Source organism: Streptomyces sp. NBC_00525 (assembly GCF_036346595.1).
Classification (GTDB): domain Bacteria; phylum Actinomycetota; class Actinomycetes; order Streptomycetales; family Streptomycetaceae; genus Streptomyces.
The window spans coordinates 4974254-4992296 of the sequence record NZ_CP107834.1 but is presented as its reverse complement, the minus strand read 5'-3'; the positions used below and the strand labels follow the sequence as shown (position 1 = coordinate 4992296).

The 18043-nt window shown below is 71.2% G+C and carries 17 protein-coding genes and 5 tRNA genes; 4 read left to right on the top strand and 18 right to left on the bottom strand.

Annotation, left to right across the window (positions count from 1 at the left end):
* Positions 1 to 67 precede the first annotated feature (67 nt).
* A complete protein-coding gene (locus OG710_RS22380; RefSeq protein WP_330240905.1) occupies positions 68 to 1078 on the bottom strand; it encodes an NAD(P)H-dependent glycerol-3-phosphate dehydrogenase in 1011 nt (336 codons plus the stop codon).
* Positions 1075 to 1827 carry a lysophospholipid acyltransferase family protein gene (locus OG710_RS22375; RefSeq protein ID WP_330240904.1) on the bottom strand — a complete coding sequence of 251 codons (753 nt, stop codon included), beginning with the start codon at positions 1825 to 1827 and terminating at the stop codon, positions 1075 to 1077. Before OG710_RS22375 ends, OG710_RS22380 begins: the two co-directional genes overlap by 4 nt.
* Before the next feature lie 161 nt (positions 1828 to 1988).
* Here OG710_RS22375 and cofC point away from each other — a divergent pair, with 161 nt between their 5' ends.
* Together cofC and OG710_RS22365 are read left to right on the top strand one after the other, a co-directional pair.
* Positions 1989 to 2672 (top strand): 2-phospho-L-lactate guanylyltransferase, encoded by a 684-nt coding sequence (gene cofC, locus OG710_RS22370; RefSeq protein ID WP_330240903.1) that lies wholly within the window; start codon positions 1989 to 1991, stop codon positions 2670 to 2672.
* A gap of 9 nt (positions 2673 to 2681) precedes the next feature.
* On the top strand, positions 2682 to 2885 hold the full coding sequence (locus OG710_RS22365) for a hypothetical protein (protein WP_330240902.1): 204 nt from the start codon (positions 2682 to 2684) through the stop codon (positions 2883 to 2885).
* A gap of 123 nt (positions 2886 to 3008) precedes the next feature.
* Here OG710_RS22365 and OG710_RS22360 read toward each other — a convergent pair whose 3' ends face one another.
* From OG710_RS22360 to leuC, 4 genes are all read right to left on the bottom strand, one after another.
* Positions 3009 to 3662: an HU family DNA-binding protein gene (locus OG710_RS22360; RefSeq protein ID WP_330240901.1), complete on the bottom strand. Its 654-nt coding sequence runs from the start codon at positions 3660 to 3662 to the stop codon at positions 3009 to 3011.
* A gap of 143 nt (positions 3663 to 3805) precedes the next feature.
* The gene (locus OG710_RS22355; RefSeq protein WP_111338438.1) at positions 3806 to 4033 is read right to left on the bottom strand and encodes a hypothetical protein; all 228 of its coding nucleotides are present in this window, start codon (positions 4031 to 4033) and stop codon (positions 3806 to 3808) included.
* 103 nt (positions 4034 to 4136) lie between these two features.
* A complete protein-coding gene (leuD, locus tag OG710_RS22350; protein ID WP_111338437.1) occupies positions 4137 to 4730 on the bottom strand; it encodes a 3-isopropylmalate dehydratase small subunit in 594 nt (197 codons plus the stop codon).
* 6 nt (positions 4731 to 4736) lie between these two features.
* Positions 4737 to 6161, bottom strand: coding sequence for a 3-isopropylmalate dehydratase large subunit (leuC, locus tag OG710_RS22345; protein WP_330240900.1), 1425 nt, complete (start codon positions 6159 to 6161; stop codon positions 4737 to 4739).
* A gap of 174 nt (positions 6162 to 6335) precedes the next feature.
* Here leuC and ndgR point away from each other — a divergent pair, with 174 nt between their 5' ends.
* Positions 6336 to 7052 carry an IclR family transcriptional regulator NdgR gene (gene ndgR / locus OG710_RS22340; protein ID WP_073963755.1) on the top strand — a complete coding sequence of 239 codons (717 nt, stop codon included), beginning with the start codon at positions 6336 to 6338 and terminating at the stop codon, positions 7050 to 7052.
* A gap of 216 nt (positions 7053 to 7268) precedes the next feature.
* Here ndgR and OG710_RS22335 read toward each other — a convergent pair.
* The 12 genes from OG710_RS22335 to OG710_RS22280 form a co-directional block, all read right to left on the bottom strand.
* Positions 7269 to 7341: transfer RNA gene (locus OG710_RS22335), tRNA-Glu, on the bottom strand.
* A gap of 26 nt (positions 7342 to 7367) precedes the next feature.
* Positions 7368 to 7439: transfer RNA gene (locus OG710_RS22330), tRNA-Gln, on the bottom strand.
* Positions 7440 to 7451: 12 nt separating this feature from the next.
* Positions 7452 to 7524: transfer RNA gene (locus OG710_RS22325), tRNA-Glu, on the bottom strand.
* Between the two features lie 60 nt (positions 7525 to 7584).
* A tRNA-Glu gene (locus tag OG710_RS22320) sits at positions 7585 to 7657 on the bottom strand.
* A gap of 27 nt (positions 7658 to 7684) precedes the next feature.
* Positions 7685 to 7756: transfer RNA gene (locus OG710_RS22315), tRNA-Gln, on the bottom strand.
* Between the two features lie 85 nt (positions 7757 to 7841).
* Positions 7842 to 8561: an HAD family hydrolase gene (locus OG710_RS22310; protein ID WP_330240899.1), complete on the bottom strand. Its 720-nt coding sequence runs from the start codon at positions 8559 to 8561 to the stop codon at positions 7842 to 7844.
* Positions 8562 to 8597: 36 nt separating this feature from the next.
* Complete coding sequence (locus tag OG710_RS22305; RefSeq protein WP_330240898.1) at positions 8598 to 9056, bottom strand: hypothetical protein; 459 nt, start codon at positions 9054 to 9056, stop codon at positions 8598 to 8600.
* An 83-nt stretch (positions 9057 to 9139) separates the two neighbouring features.
* Positions 9140 to 10768 (bottom strand): alpha/beta hydrolase, encoded by a 1629-nt coding sequence (locus tag OG710_RS22300; protein ID WP_330240897.1) that lies wholly within the window; start codon positions 10766 to 10768, stop codon positions 9140 to 9142.
* A 5-nt stretch (positions 10769 to 10773) separates the two neighbouring features.
* Positions 10774 to 11073, bottom strand: a complete 300-nt coding sequence (locus tag OG710_RS22295; protein ID WP_330240896.1) for a hypothetical protein — start codon at positions 11071 to 11073, stop codon at positions 10774 to 10776.
* A 181-nt stretch (positions 11074 to 11254) separates the two neighbouring features.
* Entirely contained in the window at positions 11255 to 12727 is a 1473-nt protein-coding gene (gene gltX / locus OG710_RS22290; protein WP_330240895.1) for a glutamate--tRNA ligase, read from the bottom strand.
* Positions 12720 to 13496 carry a fumarylacetoacetate hydrolase family protein gene (locus tag OG710_RS22285; RefSeq protein WP_330240894.1) on the bottom strand — a complete coding sequence of 259 codons (777 nt, stop codon included), beginning with the start codon at positions 13494 to 13496 and terminating at the stop codon, positions 12720 to 12722. Before OG710_RS22285 ends, gltX begins: the two co-directional genes overlap by 8 nt.
* 119 nt (positions 13497 to 13615) lie before the next feature.
* Positions 13616 to 13795: a hypothetical protein gene (locus OG710_RS22280; RefSeq protein ID WP_111338432.1), complete on the bottom strand. Its 180-nt coding sequence runs from the start codon at positions 13793 to 13795 to the stop codon at positions 13616 to 13618.
* Positions 13796 to 14381: 586 nt separating this feature from the next.
* Here OG710_RS22280 and OG710_RS22275 point away from each other — a divergent pair.
* A complete protein-coding gene (locus OG710_RS22275) occupies positions 14382 to 18041 on the top strand; it encodes a sensor histidine kinase (RefSeq protein WP_330240893.1) in 3660 nt (1219 codons plus the stop codon).
* Positions 18042 to 18043 lie beyond the last annotated feature (2 nt).

Below are 18043 nucleotides of genomic sequence, written 5' to 3'. Positions count from 1 at the left end.
CTGCTGGTACCGGTCGCGTCAGCGCGGCGCGGGCCGCCCGGCGGGTGAGCGGGGGCGGCCCGGTGGCTCAGTGCCGTTCGGCCTTCGCGCTGCGCGACATCAGCTCCTTGAGGGCGACCATCGGGGGTTTGCCCTCGTGGACGATGCCGGTGACGGTCTCCGTGAGCGGCATCTCCACACCGTGCCTGCGGGCCAGGTCGAGCACCGACTGACAGGACTTGACGCCCTCGGCGGTCTGCTTGGTGACGGCGATGGTCTCCTGGAGCGTCATGCCGCGGCCGAGGTTGGTGCCGAAGGTGTGGTTGCGGGAGAGCGGCGAGGAGCAGGTGGCCACCAGGTCGCCGAGACCGGCGAGTCCGGAGAAGGTCAGCGGGTCGGCGCCCATGGCCTCGCCCAGCCGGATCGTCTCCGCGAGGCCGCGGGTGATGAGCGAGCCCTTGGCGTTGTCGCCGAGGCCCATGCCGTCCGCGATGCCGACGGCGAGCCCGATGACGTTCTTGACGGCTCCGCCGAGTTCGCAGCCGACGACGTCGGTGCTGGTGTACGGGCGGAAGTAGGGGGTGTGGCAGGCGGCCTGGAGGCGGCGGGCGACGGACTCGTCCCGGCAGGCGACGACGGTCGTGGTGGGGCGCCGTTCGGCGATCTCCTTGGCGAGGTTGGGCCCGCTGATGACGGCGACGCGGTCGGCGCCGGCCCCGGTGACGTCCTCGATGACCTCGCTCATCCGCTTGGCGGTGCCGACTTCGACGCCCTTCATCAGCGAGACCAGCACCGTCTGCGGCTCCAGATACGGAGTCCAGTCGCCGAGGTTGGCGCGCAGCGTCTGGGAGGGCACGGCGAGGACCGCGAAGTCGGCGCCGCGCAGCGCGTCGGCGGCGTCGGTGGTGGCCCGGACGGCCGCGGGCAGCTCGATGCCCGGCAGGTAGTCGGGGTTGGTGCGGGTGGTGTTGACCGCCTCGGCGATCGCGGCCCGGCGGCCCCAGAGCGTCACCTCGCAGCCGGCGTCCGCGAGGACCATGGCGAAGGCCGTGCCCCAGGAGCCGGTTCCGAAGACGGCGGCCTTCACGGGGTGTGTCACGTGAGTCCCTCTCCTTCGGCCCTGCGCCGCTGTTCGGCACGGGCCCTGCGGTGATCGTAGGGCTCGGCGGGCGCCTGCTCGCCCCGGATCTCCTCCAGTTGCGCGGTGATCGCGCGCATGATCACCTCGGTGGCCTCGCGGAGCAGTTCGGGCGTCGGCTCCTTGCCGTAGAACCGGGAGAGGTCCACGGGCGGCCCGGCCTTGACCCGGAGGGTCTTGCGGGGCAGCAGCCGCAGCTTCTTCTCCTTGGCGTAGGGCGGCATCGCCTCGTTGGCGCCCCACTGCGCGACCGGGATGACGGGGGCGCGGGTCATCAACGCGACGCGGGCGGCGCCGGTCTTGCCGGCCATGGGCCACATGTCGGGGTCGCGGGTGAGGGTGCCCTCGGGGTAGAAGGAGACGCACTCGCCGCGTTCGATGGCGTTCACGGCGGCCCGGAAGGCGTCCAGCGCGTTGGTGGTCTCGCGGTAGACGGGGATCTGGCCGGTGCCGCGCAGCATCGTGCCGACGAAGGTGCCCTTGAAGAGGCCGGCCTTGGCGAGGAACCGGGGCACGCGGCCGGTGTTGTACTGGAAGTGCCCGTAGGAGAGCGGGTCCAGATACGAGTTGTGGTTGACCGCGGTGATGAATCCGCCGTCGGCCGGAATGTGTTCCATTCCCCGCCAGTCGCGCTTGAAGAGAACCACCAGCGGCGGTTTCGCGATGACCGCCGCCAGGCGGTACCAGAAGCCGATTCTGCGGCGGGACACTCGGACACCTTCCTCTGTGAACGGGATCGTGGAGCTGATCTCTGTCTGACTACCGAGGGTCAAGTCTCGCCCCAGGCCCCTGCTCTGTCGAGAACACCGTACGCCTCACCTCGGCAGGCGCCCCTCCGGGCCGGGGCGCCGGCAGGCGAGAATAGGCGGCGATGCGTAACGAGTCAGGCACCGCCACGAACACGGACCCGGCCGGGCGCTGGTCGCTGGTCGTCCCGCTGAAGCCGCTGGCGCGGGGCAAGAGCAGGCTGGCGCCCGCGTCGGGCGCTCTGTTGCGGCCCCGGCTGGCCCTCGCCTTCGCCCGGGACACGGTGGCGGCGGCGCTGTCCTGCCCGGATGTGGCGAATGTGGTGGTCGTCACGGACGACACGGCGGCGGGGGCGGCGCTGGGCGCGCTCGGGGCCCAGGTGGTGCCCGATTCCCCGGCCGCCGGGCTCAACGCGGCCCTCGCGCACGGTGAGCGGGTGGCGCGGGCGGCCAGGCCGGACGCGCCGCTCGCCGCGCTGAACGCGGACCTGCCCGCGCTGCGGCCGGCGGAATTGTCCCGCGTCCTGGAATTCTCCGCCGCTTTTCCCCGCGCATTTGTTCCCGATGCGTCGGGAATCGGCACGACATTTCTCTCGGCCCGTGCGGGTACGGAATTGCGTCCGGCTTTCGGGGGTCCGTCGCGGGCGCGGCACCTGGCGTCGGGCGCGGTGGAAATCACGCTGCCGGGGATCGATTCGGTGCGCCGGGACGTGGACACCGGGGAGGATCTGCGGGTGGCGCTCGCGCTGGGCGTGGGGCCGTTCACCGCGGGCCGCTGGGCCGCCGGGACGCCGGCGCGGGACCGATAGTCTGCACCCATGCAGGCGACCTCGTACACGTACGACCCCGTGACCCGCAGCGGCAGTGTGCTGCTCGACGACGGCACCCCGGTGGAGTTCGGCGCCGCCGCGTTCGACGCGGGCGGGCTGCGGCTGCTGCGTCCGGGGCAGCGGGTGCGAATCGAGGGCGAGGGCGAGGGGGCCGGGCTGCGGATCAGCCTGGTGACGCTGCAGACCTTCTGAGACGTGGCGCGGCGGACCTTCCGAGCCGTACGGCGCCGGTGGTTCGCCGGCCGGACAGCCCGCGGGCCGGGCTCCCCGAGGGGAGCCCGGCCCGGCGCGTGTGAGGGCCTGTGCGGCCCGGTCTCACTTCTTGCGCGCGGTGGTCTTCTTGGCCGTGGTCTTGCGCGCGGTGGTCTTCTTCGCGGGCGCCTTCTTCGCCGTGGTCTTCTTGGCGGGCGCGGTCTTGGCGGCGGTGGTCTTCTTGGCCGCCGTCGACTTCGCCGCGGGGGTGGCCTTCTTCGCGGCCGTCGTCGTCTTCTTCGCCGGCGACGTCTTCTTCGCGGTGGTCTTCTTGGCCGCGGCGGTGGTGGTCTTCTTCGCCGGAGTCGCCGTCTTCCTGGCGGTGGCCTTCTTCGCGGTGGCCTTCTTGGCGGCGGCCTTGGCCGTCGTACGGGTGGAAGAGCCGCCGGAGAGGCTGCCCTTGGGCGCCTTCTTCACGGCCACATCGTTCTTGGGGAGCTTCTTGGAGCCGCTCACCAGGTCCTTGAAGCCCTGGCCCGCGCGGAAGCGGGGCACCGAGGTCTTCTTGACCCGGACGCGCTCACCCGTCTGCGGGTTGCGCGCGTAGCGGGCGGGGCGGTCCACCTTCTCGAACGAGCCGAAGCCGGTGACCGAGACCCGGTCCCCCGCGACAACCGCCCGGACGATCGCGTCGAGCACCGCGTCCACCGCGTCCGCGGCCTGCTGGCGGCCGCCGACCTTGTCGGCAATCGCTTCTACGAGCTGCGCCTTGTTCACGTCTTCCCCTTCGGAGACATTGCCGGAACCAATCTGTTCAGGCTTTTTCGCACGTTAGGCAGATATATACCGCAAATCAAACACGAAACGGGCTAATCACCCTAGTGCCGCAACGAAGTCGACCGCCGCACAGTTCCGCGGAGTCAGTCACCTTCGGGGAATCGGCCCTCGTCGAGGTCCTTCATCAACCGGTCCAGGCGCTGTGCCGCGCCCGGAAGATCGTGCTTCGCCGCGGCCGTGACGGCCAGCAGCTTCCGGTTCAACGCCATCCTTACGCCGGCCGGGACTTGCAGTGCGCGCACCCGTGAGTGCGCTTCCTTCAATTGGTCGGCGACTTGGCCGTAAAGCTTGAGTTGGCTGTCGCGTTCCATGCACCGATTGTGCCATCTGGGGCGAGTTGTCGCCCGACGGGGTCCCAACAAACGACTGCGCCCCCTACCAGAAGGTAGGGGGCGCAGTCTTGAAAAGGGCAGATCAGGCCGAAATTGTGCGGGGCTTGTAGGCCGGACGGGCCGCCTCGTACGCCGCGATGTCGGCTTCGTTCTGCAGGGTGAGGCTGATGTCGTCCAGCCCGTTGAGCAGCCGCCAGCGGGCGTTCTCGTCCAGCTCGAAGTCGGCCGTGATGCCCTCGGCGCGGACCTGCCGGGCCTCCAGGTCGACCGTCACCTCGGCGGTCGGGTCGGCCTCCGTCAGCTCCCAGATGGCGTCCACCGTCCGCTGGTCCAGAACCACGGTCAGCAGACCGTTCTTCAGCGAGTTGCCGCGGAAGATGTCGGCGAACCGGGAGGAGATGACGGCCTTGAACCCGTAGTTCTGGAGGGCCCAGACGGCGTGTTCGCGGGAGGAGCCGGTGCCGAAGTCGGGGCCGGCCACCAGGACCGTCGCGCCCTCGCGCTCCGGGCGGTTGAGGACGAAGTCCGCGTCCTTGCGCCAGGCCTCGAAGAGCCCGTCCTCGAAGCCGTCGCGGGTGACCTTCTTGAGCCAGTGCGCGGGGATGATCTGGTCGGTGTCCACGTTGCTGCGGCGCAGCGGGACGGCCCGGCCGGTGTGCGTGGTGAATGCTTCCATGGCTGATCAGACTCCAGCGGCGACGGGGGCGTCGGACAGGTCGGCGGGCGAGGCCAGACGGCCCAGCACGGCGGTCGCGGCGGCGACCTGCGGGGAGACCAGGTGGGTACGGCCGCCCTTGCCCTGCCGGCCCTCGAAGTTGCGGTTCGAGGTGGAGGCGGAGCGCTCGCCGGGGGCCAGCTGGTCGGGGTTCATACCGAGGCACATCGAGCAGCCCGCGTGCCGCCATTCGGCGCCGGCGGCGGTGAAGACCTTGTCCAGGCCCTCGTCCACGGCCTGCAGGGCCACCCGGACGGAGCCGGGGACGACCAGCATCCGTACGCCGTCGGCGACTTTGCGGCCGTCCAGGATCGCGGCGGCGTTGCGCAGGTCCTCGATGCGGCCGTTGGTGCAGGAGCCCACGAAGACGGTGTCCACGCTGATCTCGCGCAGCGGCTGTCCCGCGGTCAACCCCATGTACTCCAGGGCCTTTTCGGCGGCGTTGCGCTCCGAGGCGTCCTCGTACGAAGCGGGGTCGGGGACGTTGGCCGACAGGGGTGCGCCCTGGCCGGGGTTGGTGCCCCAGGTGACGAACGGCGCCAGTTCGGCGGCCTCGATGACGACCTCGGCGTCGAAGACCGCGTCGTCGTCGGTGCGCAGCGTCTTCCAGTACGCGACGGCGGCGTCCCAGTCCTCGCCCTGCGGGGCGTGGTCGCGGCCCCGCAGATAGTCGAAGGTGGTCTGGTCGGGGGCGATCATGCCCGCCCGCGCGCCGGCCTCGATCGACATGTTGCAGATGGTCATCCGGGCCTCCATCGAGAGCTTCTCGATGGCGGAGCCGCGGTATTCGAGGATGTAGCCCTGGCCGCCGCCGGTGCCGATCCGGGCGATGATCGCCAGGATCAGGTCCTTGGCGGTGACGCCGTCGGGCAGTTCGCCGTCGACGGTGATCGCCATCGTCTTCGGGCGTGCCATCGGCAGCGTCTGGGTGGCCAGCACGTGCTCGACCTGGCTGGTGCCGATGCCGAACGCGAGGGCGCCGAACGCGCCGTGCGTGGAGGTGTGGGAGTCGCCGCAGACGACGGTGGTGCCGGGCTGGGTCAGGCCCAGCTGCGGACCGACCACGTGCACGACGCCCTGCTCGACGTCACCCAGCGGGTGCAGCCGTACGCCGAACTCCGCGCAGTTCTTGCGCAGCGTCTCCAGCTGCGCCCGCGAGACCGGGTCGGCGATCGGCTTGTCGATGTCGAGGGTCGGGGTGTTGTGGTCCTCGGTGGCGATGGTGAGATCGAGGCGCCGCACCGGGCGCCCGGCCTGGCGCAGACCGTCGAACGCCTGCGGGCTGGTCACCTCGTGCAGCAGGTGCAGATCGATGAAGAGGAGGTCGGGCTCGCCCTCGGCGCGCCGGACGACATGGTCGTCCCAAACCTTCTCCGCGAGTGTCCTACCCATCGCTTTCCCTCCGGCCGGCGTCATCGCCGGCCCAACTAGAGATTCGGTGCGCCCCCGTCCGGACCCCCGTACGGGGCGGTGGCTACGGGCCGTTGTGGGGCCGCCGGTACAGGTTCGCAACTTCCCGGCGAATTTGAACTTGCGTTTCACAGAGTGAGACGCGAGTATCGTCGTATGGACAACTCTAGCGGCGTCGGCGTTCTCGACAAGGCGGCTCTGGTTTTGAGCGCCCTGGAGTCCGGACCGGCCACCCTCGCCGGGCTGGTCGGAGCGACCGGGCTGGCACGACCCACGGCCCACCGGCTGGCCGTGGCACTGGAACACCACCGGATGGTGGCGAGGGACATGCAGGGCCGGTTCATTCTCGGCCCACGGCTCTCCGAGCTGGCGGCGGCCGCGGGCGAGGACCGCCTGCTGGCCACGGCCGGCCCGGTGCTCACCCATCTGCGCGACATCACCGGCGAGAGCGCCCAGCTCTACCGCCGGCAGGGCGACATGCGCATCTGCGTGGCCGCGGCGGAACGGCTGTCCGGCCTGCGGGACACCGTACCGGTCGGCTCCACGCTCACCATGAAGGCCGGTTCCTCCGCGCAGATCCTGATGGCCTGGGAGGAGCCGGAGCGGCTGCACCGCGGCCTCCAGGGCGCCCGTTTCACGGCGACGGCACTCTCCGGCGTACGGCGGCGCGGCTGGGCCCAGTCGATCGGTGAGCGCGAGCCGGGCGTGGCCTCGGTCTCCGCCCCGGTGCGCGGCCCGTCGAACCGGGTGGTCGCCGCCGTCTCGGTCTCCGGGCCGATCGAGCGGCTGACCCGGCATCCGGGCCGGATGCACGCCCAGGCCGTCATCGACTCGGCGGCCCGGCTGAGTGAGGCGCTGCGCCGCAGCGGCTGACCCCGGCCCGCGCCTTCCGTCTCCTCCGTGGCCGCCCCAGCGTCGTGGCGGCCCCCTTCTCCCCCTTCTCCCCCTTCTCCCCCTTCTCCCCCTTCTCCCTCTCCGCCCTTTCCCACCGCGTCACTTCGCGCCCCGGCGGTGCCGCGCGGCGAACGCGTCGCGGGCATGCGAAAGGCCCCTCACCGAAGTGAAGGGCCTTTGTCTCGCGCTCTGTTGTACCCCCGACCGGATTCGAACCGGCGCTACTGCCGTGAGAGGGCAGCGTGCTAGGCCGCTACACAACGGGGGCTTGTTCTCCAACTGCTCTGTACTGCGCTGGGCTACCAGGACTCGAACCTAGAATGACGGTACCAGAAACCGTAGTGTTGCCAATTACACCATAGCCCATGGTGTTGCAAGTACCCCCGACCGGATTCGAACCGGCGCTACTGCCGTGAGAGGGCAGCGTGCTAGGCCGCTACACAACGGGGGCCCTAGCGATCCTGCATCGAGACCGTGGGTGCGACCCAGATGATCTCGCGGGAAGGATCTGTACCCCCGACCGGATTCGAACCGGCGCTACTGCCGTGAGAGGGCAGCGTGCTAGGCCGCTACACAACGGGGGCTTGTCCTGCAACTTGCTCTGTACTGCGCTGGGCTACCAGGACTCGAACCTAGAATGACGGTACCAGAAACCGTAGTGTTGCCAATTACACCATAGCCCACTGAAACTCAACCCCTGGGGGTCTTGTTTCTGTCTGCGCTTCCCGGCCGGATCTTTCGGCCCGCTCGGGCGGCGCAGGAAGAACATTACCCGAAGGTGTCCGGCGCTCCAAAACGGGTATCGCCCGCGAGCAGTCCGGGCAGCTGGTCGAGCCCGGTGATCCGCACGAGTTCGGGCCGCCCGCCCACGTCGTCCCGGTCCAGCCACACGCCGGCGAGACCGGCGGCCGTCGCGCCCGCCGCGTCGATGTCGGGCTCGTTCCCCACGTACAGCACCTCGTGCGCCGCGAGCCCCAGCGCCTCGCAGGAGGCGAGGAAGGCCCCCGGCGCGGGCTTGGCGACGCCCAGTTCGGCGGCGCACAGCAGCGATTCGAACCGGTCGCGCACCCCGAGCACCGTGAGCTTGCGGTGCTGCGGCTCGCGGGCCGAGTTGGAGAGCACGGCGTGCCGGTACGTCCCCGCCAGCGCGTCCAGCACCGGGACCGCGTCCGGGTAGAGCGCCCAGGCGCTCTCGTAGTGGGCCACGTGGCGGGCGAACCACGCATCGGCCTCGGCGTCGTCCAGCGGCCTGCCCAGGAACTCCCTGGCCCGGTCCCGACGCTGCCCCTGCCAGTCCGTCTCCCCGGCCGCGAACCGCGCCCAGTGCCGCCGGGTGAGCCGCTGCCACGCCTCGACCGCCGCGCCGGCCGTGGCGTGGCCGGGAGGCAGTCCCTCCGCCGCGAGATGCCGGGCCATGCCGGTGGCGGCGGCCGCCGTGTGGTCGAAGATCGTGTCGTCGATGTCCCAGAGGACGGCTCTGACGGGCATACGGCCACGCTATCGCGCCGCTGCCGCGCGGCAGGGTCAGAACTGCTGCTGTTCGACCCCGGGCGGCAGCAGGCAGGGGGTGTTCACGATGAAGACCAGGAGGTCCTTGCCCACCGACCCGACCGAGACGAACTGGCGGTCCTCCGGGTGCCGCGCGTCGACTACGTTCGCTGGCTCCTCGTCCTCGTTGACGACGAAGGTCTGGATCTCGAACCCCTTCTTCTTCAGGGTGTCCTTGACAGCGGTCACCGCCGCGGGGTGGCCGGCGCGGGGCAGGGTTCCGCGCACCGAGTAGCGCAGGGTGAACCTGCCGTCGTCAGCGGTCTCGTTGTCACGGCCGACACAGTCGGTGAAACTCGCGGTGGGACGGGCCGACTCGGGGTCGAGACGCGCGTGCGCCGTTTTGACCATGGAGTCGGTCCAGTGCTTGGCCCACGACTCGGCCTTCTCCTTGCTCATGCGGGGCAGCGGTTCGTTGGCGCCTTCGTCGGACATACAGCCTCCTAGAAGCAGGACCAGGGCCAGAGCAGAACCGCCCCGGCGCCCGGCAGACGTGAACGCGGACACTCGGTGGGCCATCAGCCTGTGCTCCCGTTCCGCGGTGTGAGGCCGGCGATGATGCGGCCCTGGTTCTCCAGACTTCTGCTGCCGTCGTCCCAGTACCCGCCGTGGCCAGTCGTGTCCACGTACATGCGCTGTGCCCCGAATTCCGCTTCCTTGGGGTCCGCGCCGAGCGTGGTGTCACCGAAGGTGTTGGAGACCCAGTCGTCCTTCGCCGTACCCACGTACAGGTGCTCGGGATCGATGTGGAGCTGATCGGCACGGCCGACGGCCATGCCCGGGCTTCCCACGACCACCATGTCGTCGGCGTCCAGCCCGCGTCCGGCGGAATCTGCCGCACCGACGACCGTGGAACCGTAGCTGTGGGACAGCACGGTGAGGTGGCTGCGCTCCCCCTCGTGCGCGGCCCGCAGACCGTGCGTGAAGTCGCGCAGATCCTCGGCTCCGTCCTGAGCGCGGCCCTGAGTGGCGATGCCGAGGTTCAGCTCCAGGTCCACGACCGAGTTGAAGCGCGCTTCGGGGGCGTTGTAGTCCAGCCAGGAGACGACAGCGATGTCGCGGGGCCCCGCGGGACCCGTCCAGTCCGCGGCGGCATCCTGCAGCTTGGAGGCCCTGTTGATCTGACCGTCCACGTTGTCCAGCTGATTGCTCGTCCCCGGGACCTGGACGGCCGTGTGCCGGGCCGTGTCCGGGTTGCCGACGGCGACGATCGCGCGGCCGTCCTTGGACGTGTCGAAGCCCAGCAGGTACAGCCGCTTGTGCGCGGGGGCCGCGTCCTCCAGGTCCAGCCGGTCCTTGAGAGCGGCGAGCCCGCGGTAGCCGGCGCGGTCGTGGTGGCCGAGGTCGCCCTCACGCAGGGCGTAGTCGTTGAGCCGCGAGTCGAGCACCATCCGGTTCGCGTCGTCGCGGGCGGTCGCGGGGAGGCCGTCGAGCCCGCCGATCTCGTCCGGGAAAGCCGCCAGGTAGAACGCGCGTTCCCCTGCGGTGAGGCCCGCCCACCAGTCGGCCGCCCGCTGCGGATGCTTGCCGTCCGGGATGTCCTCCCGGCTGAGACCCGCGAACTTCCCGACCCGCTCCGCGTCCTCGGCCGCCTGGGCGCCGCCGTACTGCTTGTCCAGATCGAACGGGTCGATCTGGCGCAGGAGTCCGGTCGCCTCGTCGCTGACCTGCCGGGCTTCCGCCAGTGTCGCGTCGATGCGGGCCCGGAACCCGCCGAGCCCGGCATTGGCCCGTTGCTGGGCGCCCGCGTACTCCGGGTCGTTGTGATAGGCCGGGTCGACCACATGTCTCGCCTCGACCCAGCCGTCCTCGGTCACGGTGTGGCCGGCCGACTCGGCGTCGGACACGGCGTGGCGCAGCTTGCGCTGGGCCTCCTGCATGCGGGTGCTGAACGTACCCAGGACGGTCCCGAGGAGCCGCGCGTTCGTCCGCGCGGTCAGCAGCTTGCTCTCGGTGGCTTCGAGCGCGGCGAAGCCGTAGTGGGCCGCGACCCCCGCCCAGCCCGCCTTGTGCAGCGGCCCCGAGACGCGCTTGCCGCTGCCGGTCCGGGTATCGTCCAGCGCGGCAGCCAGCTTCTGCCAGGAGTCGGCGGCGGCCTCCAGATCCGAGAAGTCCTGTCGCAGAAGCTGTGCGAAGAGCTCGGGCACCCCGCTCACCAGCCTCTGAAGCAGTTGCCGACGTCCGCCTCGGTGACGCTGTGACCGTCCGCCAGCAGCCGCAGCCCCTTGGCGTGCTCGGCGAGGCGGTCCTTCAGGTCCGTCAGCGCATCGCCCCACCCCGTGCCCGCGGACGCGATACGACCCTGCTCGTCCCAGGAGCGGAACGCCGAAGCCGCTGCGGCCGTGTCATCGATCGCCGCCCGCAAAGGCCCCTGCAAATCCGTGACGAGTGTGTCCGCGGCGCCCGCCGAAGCGTACAACTCGGACGCGGACACGTTGAGGTGGTCACCCACGTTCCCCCCCCCTGATGCGGCCACCGGTCCCTCTCCGGTGCTGCCCGTCCGACAGTAGCCGCCGCCGCACGAGTCTCCGGAAGCAAACAGTTGCTTCCGGCCAGATTCCGCTCCCCGCGGGGCCGAAAAGGCCGGAGGCCGGGCCCCGTGGGGGTCCGGCCTCCGGTGTGTGCGCGGGGGGTTACGCGGCCAGCCTGGCCAGGGCCGCGTCGATGCGGGCGATCGTGCGGTCGCGGCCGAGGATCTCCAGGGACTCGAAGAGGGGCAGGCCGATCGTGCGGCCGGTGACGGCGACGCGGACCGGGGCCTGGGCCTTGCCGAGCTTGAGGCCGTGCTGCTCACCGGCGGCGAGGACGGCGGCCTTGAGGGCGTCCGCGTTCCAGTCGGCGGCGAGCAGTGCGGCGCGGGCCGTGACGAGGAGGGCGTCGGAGCCCTCCTTCATCGCCTTGGCCCAGGACGCCTCGTCGCGCACCGGCTCGTCCAGGAACAGGAAGTCCACGTTGGCGGTGATCTCGGAGAGCACCGTGACGCGGGTCTGGGCGTGCGGGGCGATCTCGGCGAACACCTCGGCGTCGAAGGACTCCGGGGCCCAGGGGGCGAACGGCGCCTTCAGCCAGGGGCCGCACGCCTCGGTGAAGGTCTTCACGTCCAGCCGGCGGATGTGCTCCGCGTTGACGTGCTCGCACTTCTTGAGGTCGAAGCGGGCCGGGTTGGCGTTGACGTCCTCGATGTCGAAGGCGGCGACCATCTCGTCGATGTCGAAGATGTCGCGGTCCTCGGCGATGGACCAGCCCAGCAGCGAGAGGTAGTTGAGCAGCCCCTCGCGGACGAAGCCGCGCTCGCGGTAGAGGTTGAGCGAGGCCTGCGGGTCGCGCTTGGAGAGCTTCTTGTTGCCCTCGCCCATGACGTACGGCAGGTGTCCGAAGGCGGGGATGTCCTTGGCCACGCCCAGCTCGATGAGCGCCCGGTAGAGGGCGATCTGGCGCGGGGTGGAGGAGAGCAGGTCCTCGCCGCGCAGGACGTGGGTGATCTCCATCAGCGCGTCGTCCACCGGGTTGACCAGCGTGTACAGCGGGGCGCCGTTGGCGCGGACGATGCCGTAGTCCGGGACGTTCTCCGGCTGCACGGTGATGTCGCCGCGGACCAGGTCGGTGAAGGTGATCGCCTCGTCGGGCATCCGGAACCGGACGATCGACGCGCGGCCCTCGGCCTCGTACGCGGCCTTCCGCTCGGCGGTGAGATCGCGGCAGTGGCCGTCGTAGCCGGAGGGGCGGCCGGCGGCGCGGGCGGCGTCGCGGCGGGTGTCCAGCTCCTCCGTGGTGCAGTAGCAGGGGTACGCGTAGCCGCCGGCCAGGAGCTTGTCGGCGACGTCCTTGTAGATGTCCATCCGCTGCGACTGGCGGTAGGGGCCGTGCGGGCCGCCGACCTCGGGGCCCTCGTCCCAGTCGAGGCCGAGCCAGCGCATGGCGTCGAGGAGCTGCTCGTAGGACTCCTCGGAGTCGCGCGCGGCGTCGGTGTCCTCGATGCGGAAGACCAGGGTGCCCTGGTGGTGCCGGGCGAAGGCCCAGTTGAAGAGGGCCGTCCGGACCAGGCCGACATGGGGGTTGCCGGTCGGGGAGGGACAGAAACGTACTCGTACTGCTGCGTTAGCCACGCTTGATCACCTTGTTGGTGAGAGTGCCGATGCCTTCGATGGTGACGGCGACCTCGTCGCCGACGTGGAGGGGTCCGACCCCCGCCGGAGTGCCGGTGAGGATCACGTCGCCCGGAAGCAGCGTCATTGCTTCCGTGATGTGGACGACCAGGTCCTCGATGCTCCGGATCATGTCGCTCGTCCGGCCGAGCTGGCGTTGCTCGCCGTTGACGGTGGCCTGGATGGCGAGGTCGCGGGGGTCGAGGTCGGTCTCCACCCAGGGGCCGAGGGGGCAGGAGGTGTCGAAGCCCTTGGCCCGCGCCCACTGCTTCTCGCGCTTCTGGGCGTCGCGGGCGGTGACGTCGTTGGCGCAGGTGTAGCCGAAGACGACGTCCTTGACCCGCTCGCGCGGCACTTCGCGGCACATCCGGCCGATGACCACGGCCAGCTCGGCCTCGTGGTGGACCTCGTCGGAGAAGGAGGGGTACTCGATGGCGTCGCCGGAGCCGATCACCGAGGTGGTGGGCTTGAGGAAGGCGACGGGGACGTCGGGGACCTCGTGGCCGAGTTCGGCGGCGTGCTCCGCGTAGTTGCGGCCGATGGCCACGACCTTGTTGGGGAGCACGGGCGGCAGCAGCCGCACCTTGTTCAGCGGGACCTTGGTCCCGGAGAGCTCGAACTCCGAGTACGGGATGCCCTTGATGATGTCGAGGACGAGACCGTCGGGCCCGTCGCCCTCGACCGCGCCGAAGGCGACATTGCCGTCGATGGAGAACCTGGCGATGCGCACGGGTTGCTGTCGCCCCTCACTGCTTGCTGGGTGCCTGAAAACCTTGACGCTCCAGGCTAGCTCTTCGCCCGGTGGGGACGGAGCGGGCGGCGCGTGAGGGGCACCCCCGTGCGGTGGCGCTACTCCGCGGCGGGCGGGGTGGCGGCGGGGGCCGTCATCAGGATCGTGCGGCGGGGGTTCGCGGTCTGCGCGGGCAGCTGGACCGCGTGCTCACGGAGTTCCGCGGTCTGCAGCGACCCGGCGTCCTCGAGGTGGGCGAGCGTGGTGCGCCGGGGGTTGGCGAGGTTCGTGGAGTTCATCTGCCGTACGGGCCCTGTCGTCGGGGCGCCGCTCGTCCGAGAGGGCGCCGGTTGTCGGTTCTGCCGCCCCAGTAAAGCGTGCGGCCAAACATGTAATTCCCTGCCGGTGGCTGAAACTCGACGCGACCTTTGTGTGAGTTTGCTCACCAACACCCCGACAATGACCCCAATTCGGACACATGGTCTGGACCGCCGAAACGGACATGTCACCCCTGAACCTGCCATTCCGCTCCTGATCATGGCGACTGGGACACCCCCTCCCTCGAGGAGGCTCGCACCCAATGGTCCGGTATGCCCCAGAACCGCCCATACCGCTTGTCACACGTTCGTCACAGGGTGTCACCCAGGTCACAGCACGGTACCTGGCCCTTGTTGGAGATCCGCCACTGTGCTGAAATTCCACGCACCGCCGCAGGTTTCAAACCGGCGCGCAGGGGGCGCAACGCAGCGCCGAGTGGCGGCGGGAAGGGGAAGAGCGCCGGTCATTCACGACCACCTAAATGGGGGCGGCCCAACGCCCCACCACGCCGACACCGTTTCCTCCGTTCACGACGGAGAAGCGCCTGGTCCAGAGGTTGCGACGCTAGTGCAGGGACGTTTCAAGAGGGATGGCAGCGCTCCGGCGGAACAGGAGCCGCGCGGCGGGACCGACCGCGGTTCCTCGCCCCAGCACGCCCAGAACCCCGCACCGGCCGCGGCCGGTGATCACGGCGACCGCGAACGGCACCCCGGTGCCGCACCGGCCGCCGGCGGCGAGTCCGAACAGGCCGCCGCGCCCAAGGCGCGGGGCCCGGTCAACACCGGCTCGCGCCTGGCGCTGCGCAACTGGCGCATCAGCACGCGCCTGGTCTCCCTGCTGGCCCTGCCCGTGGTCGCCGCGACCACACTCGGCGGTCTGCGCATCAACGACTCCATGAACGACATCCAGCAGCTGGAGCACATGCAGCTGCTGACCAGCATGACGAAGCAGGCGACCGCCCTGGCGCAGGCGCTCCAGGAGGAGCGCGACAAGACGGCGGGTCCGCTCTCCAACAACGTCCCGGCCACCGACTTCAAGGTCACCGAGCCGCGCAAGAAGACCGACCGGGCGAAGGCCGCGTTCTTCGACGCGACGGACGAGATCGGCGACACCCAGGGCGACGAGACCCTGGAGAGCATCCGCAACAGCGTCCAGCAGATCGCCGCACAGGTCGGTGCCATTCGCGACATCCGCGAAGAGGCGTACGCCAAGGGCAGTCCGAGTCTCCAGACGATCGACGCCTACAGCCAGCTGATCACCTCGCTGCTGAGCCTCTCCCAGGACATGGCGCAGGCGACCAGCAGCCCCGAGATGATCAAGCGGACCCGTGCGCTCGCGGCGTTCTCCTCCGCCAAGGAGTACGCCTCGATCCAGCGCGCGGTCATCGCCGCCGCACTGCCGACCAACGACGAACAGAAGCCCGACCTCGACCGCAACGACCAGCAGTACGGGCAGGCCGCGCAGCGCAAGGAAGCCGCCGCCACCACCACGTTCACCACGATCTACTCCTCCACCGGCCAGAACGCCGAGCAGCTGACCGCGTCGCTGCAGGGCGGACATCCGGACATCAAGGCGGCGGAGACGTACGCCAAGAAGATGCTGGAGAACCCGACCGCCGTGAGCGGTCCCTCCTCGCGCCGTTCGTACATGAACTGGTACGACCAGGACACCACCAAGATCAACGCCATGAAGCTGGTCGAGGAGACCCTGCTCAGCGACATGGAGAGCAAGGCCCGCGAGCTGCGCGACGAGTCGCAGCGCGAGGCGATCATCTCCGGTGCGCTGATCCTGCTCGTCCTCGGCGTCTCTCTGGTCGGCGCCTTCGTGGTGGCCCGGTCCATGATCCGCTCGCTGCGCCGTCTCCAGGACACCGCGACCCGCGTCGCCCAGGACCGCCTGCCCGAGCTGGTCAAGCAGCTCTCCGAGTCCGACCCGCAGGACGTGGACACCTCCGTCGAGTCGGTCGGCGTCCACTCCCGCGACGAGATCGGGAAGGTGGCCGCGGCCTTCGACGACGTGCACCGCGAGGCGGTCCGGCTCGCCGCCGAGCAGGCCCTGCTGCGGGGCAACGTCAACGCGATGTTCACCAACCTCTCGCGCCGGTCGCAGGGCCTCATCCAGCGCCAGCTCTCGCTCATCTCCGAGCTGGAGTCGCGCGAGGCCGACCCGGACCAGCTGTCCTCGCTCTTCAAGCTCGACCACCTCGCGACCCGAATGCGCCGGAACGGCGAAAACCTCCTCGTCCTCGCGGGCGAGGAGCCGGGCCGCCGCTGGACCCGGCCCGTTCCGCTCGTCGACGTGCTCCGCGCCGCCGCGTCCGAGGTGGAGCAGTACGAGCGCATCGAACTGGCCGCGGTGCCCGCCACCGAGGTCGCCGGCCGGGTCGTCAACGACCTCGTGCACCTGCTCGCCGAGCTGCTGGAGAACGCCACCTCGTTCTCCTCGCCGCAGACGAAGGTCCGGGTCACCGGTCACGCGCTGCCCGACGGCCGGGTGCTCGTCGAGATCCACGACACCGGCATCGGCCTGTCCCCGGAGGACCTGGCGGCGATCAACGAGCGGCTCGCCTCGCCGCCCACCGTGGACGTCTCCGTCTCCCGCCGCATGGGTCTGTTCGTGGTCGGCCGGCTCTCCCTGCGTCACGGCATCCGCATCCAGCTGCGCCCCTCCGACTCGGGCGGCACCACCGCGCTGGTCATGCTCCCGGTCGACGTCGCGCACGGCGGCAAGCAGCCGGCCCCGAAGCAGGCGCCCGGCCAGCAGGCCCCCGGCGGGCTGCTCGCGGGCGGCAACGGCGGCCCCGGCCAGCAGGGCCGGGCCGTCAGCGGCCCCGGCGGCCCCCAGCGCGGCCAGGTCGCGCCCGGCAGCGGCCCCCGCGCCGCGCTGCCCTCCCGCGACGGCAACCGCCCGAACCCGCCGGGCGGACCGGGCGCGCAGGAGTCGGCGTTCCAGAACCCGCAGGGCCGCCCGGCCCAGGACGGCCCCCGTCAGGGCGGCGGCCTCGCCGGTGCGTTCGGCGGTGCCCGGCTCGGCGCCCGGGGCGACGGCGGCGGCGACGCGAACCGGCCCAGCCTGTTCGACCAGCGGCGCCCCGAGCCGAGCGGTCCCGCCCGGCAGGTCCCGCACCCGCAGCCCCAGCAGCCCCGGTTCGACCAGGGCGGCCAGGACGGCCGCGGTGCCTTCGACGCGCCGCGCGGCCCGGCCCAGGACGAGCGCCGGCTCCCGCCCGTGGGCGGCCCGCGCGCCGAACTGCCCGGCGGCACCCCGGCCGCAGGCGGCCAGGACAACGGCTTCCCGGCCCCGCAGCGCCCCCAGACGACGAGTTGGGGCACCGACGCGCCGCGCGGCCACGAGGAGTCGGAGAACACCGGCGCCTTCCGCCGGCCGGCCGGCCCGCAGTCCCCGGCGGACGACCGTCAGGGGCCCGGTGCCACCGCGGAGTTCGCCCGGCCGGACTTCTCGGCCCCGGCGCCCGGCCGGCCGAACGGCCCGCAGCAGCCGCCGCAGCAGCAGCACACCGGCTCGTACGGCAACGGCCCGCAGAGCCCGGACCTGACGAGCACCTCGCAGTTCGCCCGTCCGGACTTCGGCGCCCCGCAGCAGCCGGCGCCCCGGCCGCGCGACGGGCAGGACTTCGGCGCGCCGCGTCCGCCCATGGCGGCCCCGGCCCCCGAGGCCCCGTTCCGTCCGGCGCTGCCGCAGCAGCCGCAGCAGCCCGAAGCGCTGCCGCCGGCCTCCGGGCCCGGCGACGGCCGCACCCCGCTGTACGACACGCTGGAGACCAACTGGTTCCGCGGTCCGCAGCCGGGGGCCCCGCAGCAGCCGCCCGCCGCACCGGAGCGGTCCCAGGAGGTCCCGTCGCAGCCCGTGCAGGAGCCGCCGGCTCCCGCGCCGCAGCCGCAGCGGACGCTCGGGGACAGCGGTGCGACGAGCGCCTGGCGCGCCTCGCCGAACGACGAGATCGTCCGGCAGGCGGAGCGTGTGAAGAAGCCCGCAGCGGGCGGAATCACCACATCCGGTCTGCCTCGGCGGGTCCCGCGCGCCAACCTGGTGCCGGGTACCGCCCAGCAGCAGAACCATCAGTCCGGCCCGCAGGTCTCGCGGGCGCCCGATGATGTACGCGGGCGTCTGACCAATCTCCGCCGGGGCATCCAGCAGGGGCGCCAGGCGGGGAGCGGCCAGACCGGAAGTTTCCCCCTCGGCCCTACTCACCATGAGGAGCGTTAGTT

Bases quoted from the DNA above. Each gene is read 5' to 3' on its own strand.
- OG710_RS22280 (WP_111338432.1), bottom strand. From the start codon at position 13,795: ATGAACTCCACGAACCTCGCCAACCCCCGGCGCACCACGCTCGCCCAC.
- ndgR (WP_073963755.1), top strand. From the start codon at position 6,336: ATGGACAACTCTAGCGGCGTCGGCGTTCTCGACAAGGCGGCTCTGGTT.
- OG710_RS22355 (WP_111338438.1), bottom strand. From the start codon at position 4,033: ATGGAACGCGACAGCCAACTCAAGCTTTACGGCCAAGTCGCCGACCAA.
- OG710_RS22305 (WP_330240898.1), bottom strand. From the start codon at position 9,056: ATGTCCGACGAAGGCGCCAACGAACCGCTGCCCCGCATGAGCAAGGAG.
- OG710_RS22365 (WP_330240902.1), top strand. From the start codon at position 2,682: ATGCAGGCGACCTCGTACACGTACGACCCCGTGACCCGCAGCGGCAGT.
- OG710_RS22310 (WP_330240899.1), bottom strand. From the start codon at position 8,561: ATGCCCGTCAGAGCCGTCCTCTGGGACATCGACGACACGATCTTCGAC.
- leuC (WP_330240900.1), bottom strand. From the start codon at position 6,161: ATGGGTAGGACACTCGCGGAGAAGGTTTGGGACGACCATGTCGTCCGG.
- cofC (WP_330240903.1), top strand. From the start codon at position 1,989: ATGCGTAACGAGTCAGGCACCGCCACGAACACGGACCCGGCCGGGCGC.
- leuD (WP_111338437.1), bottom strand. From the start codon at position 4,730: ATGGAAGCATTCACCACGCACACCGGCCGGGCCGTCCCGCTGCGCCGC.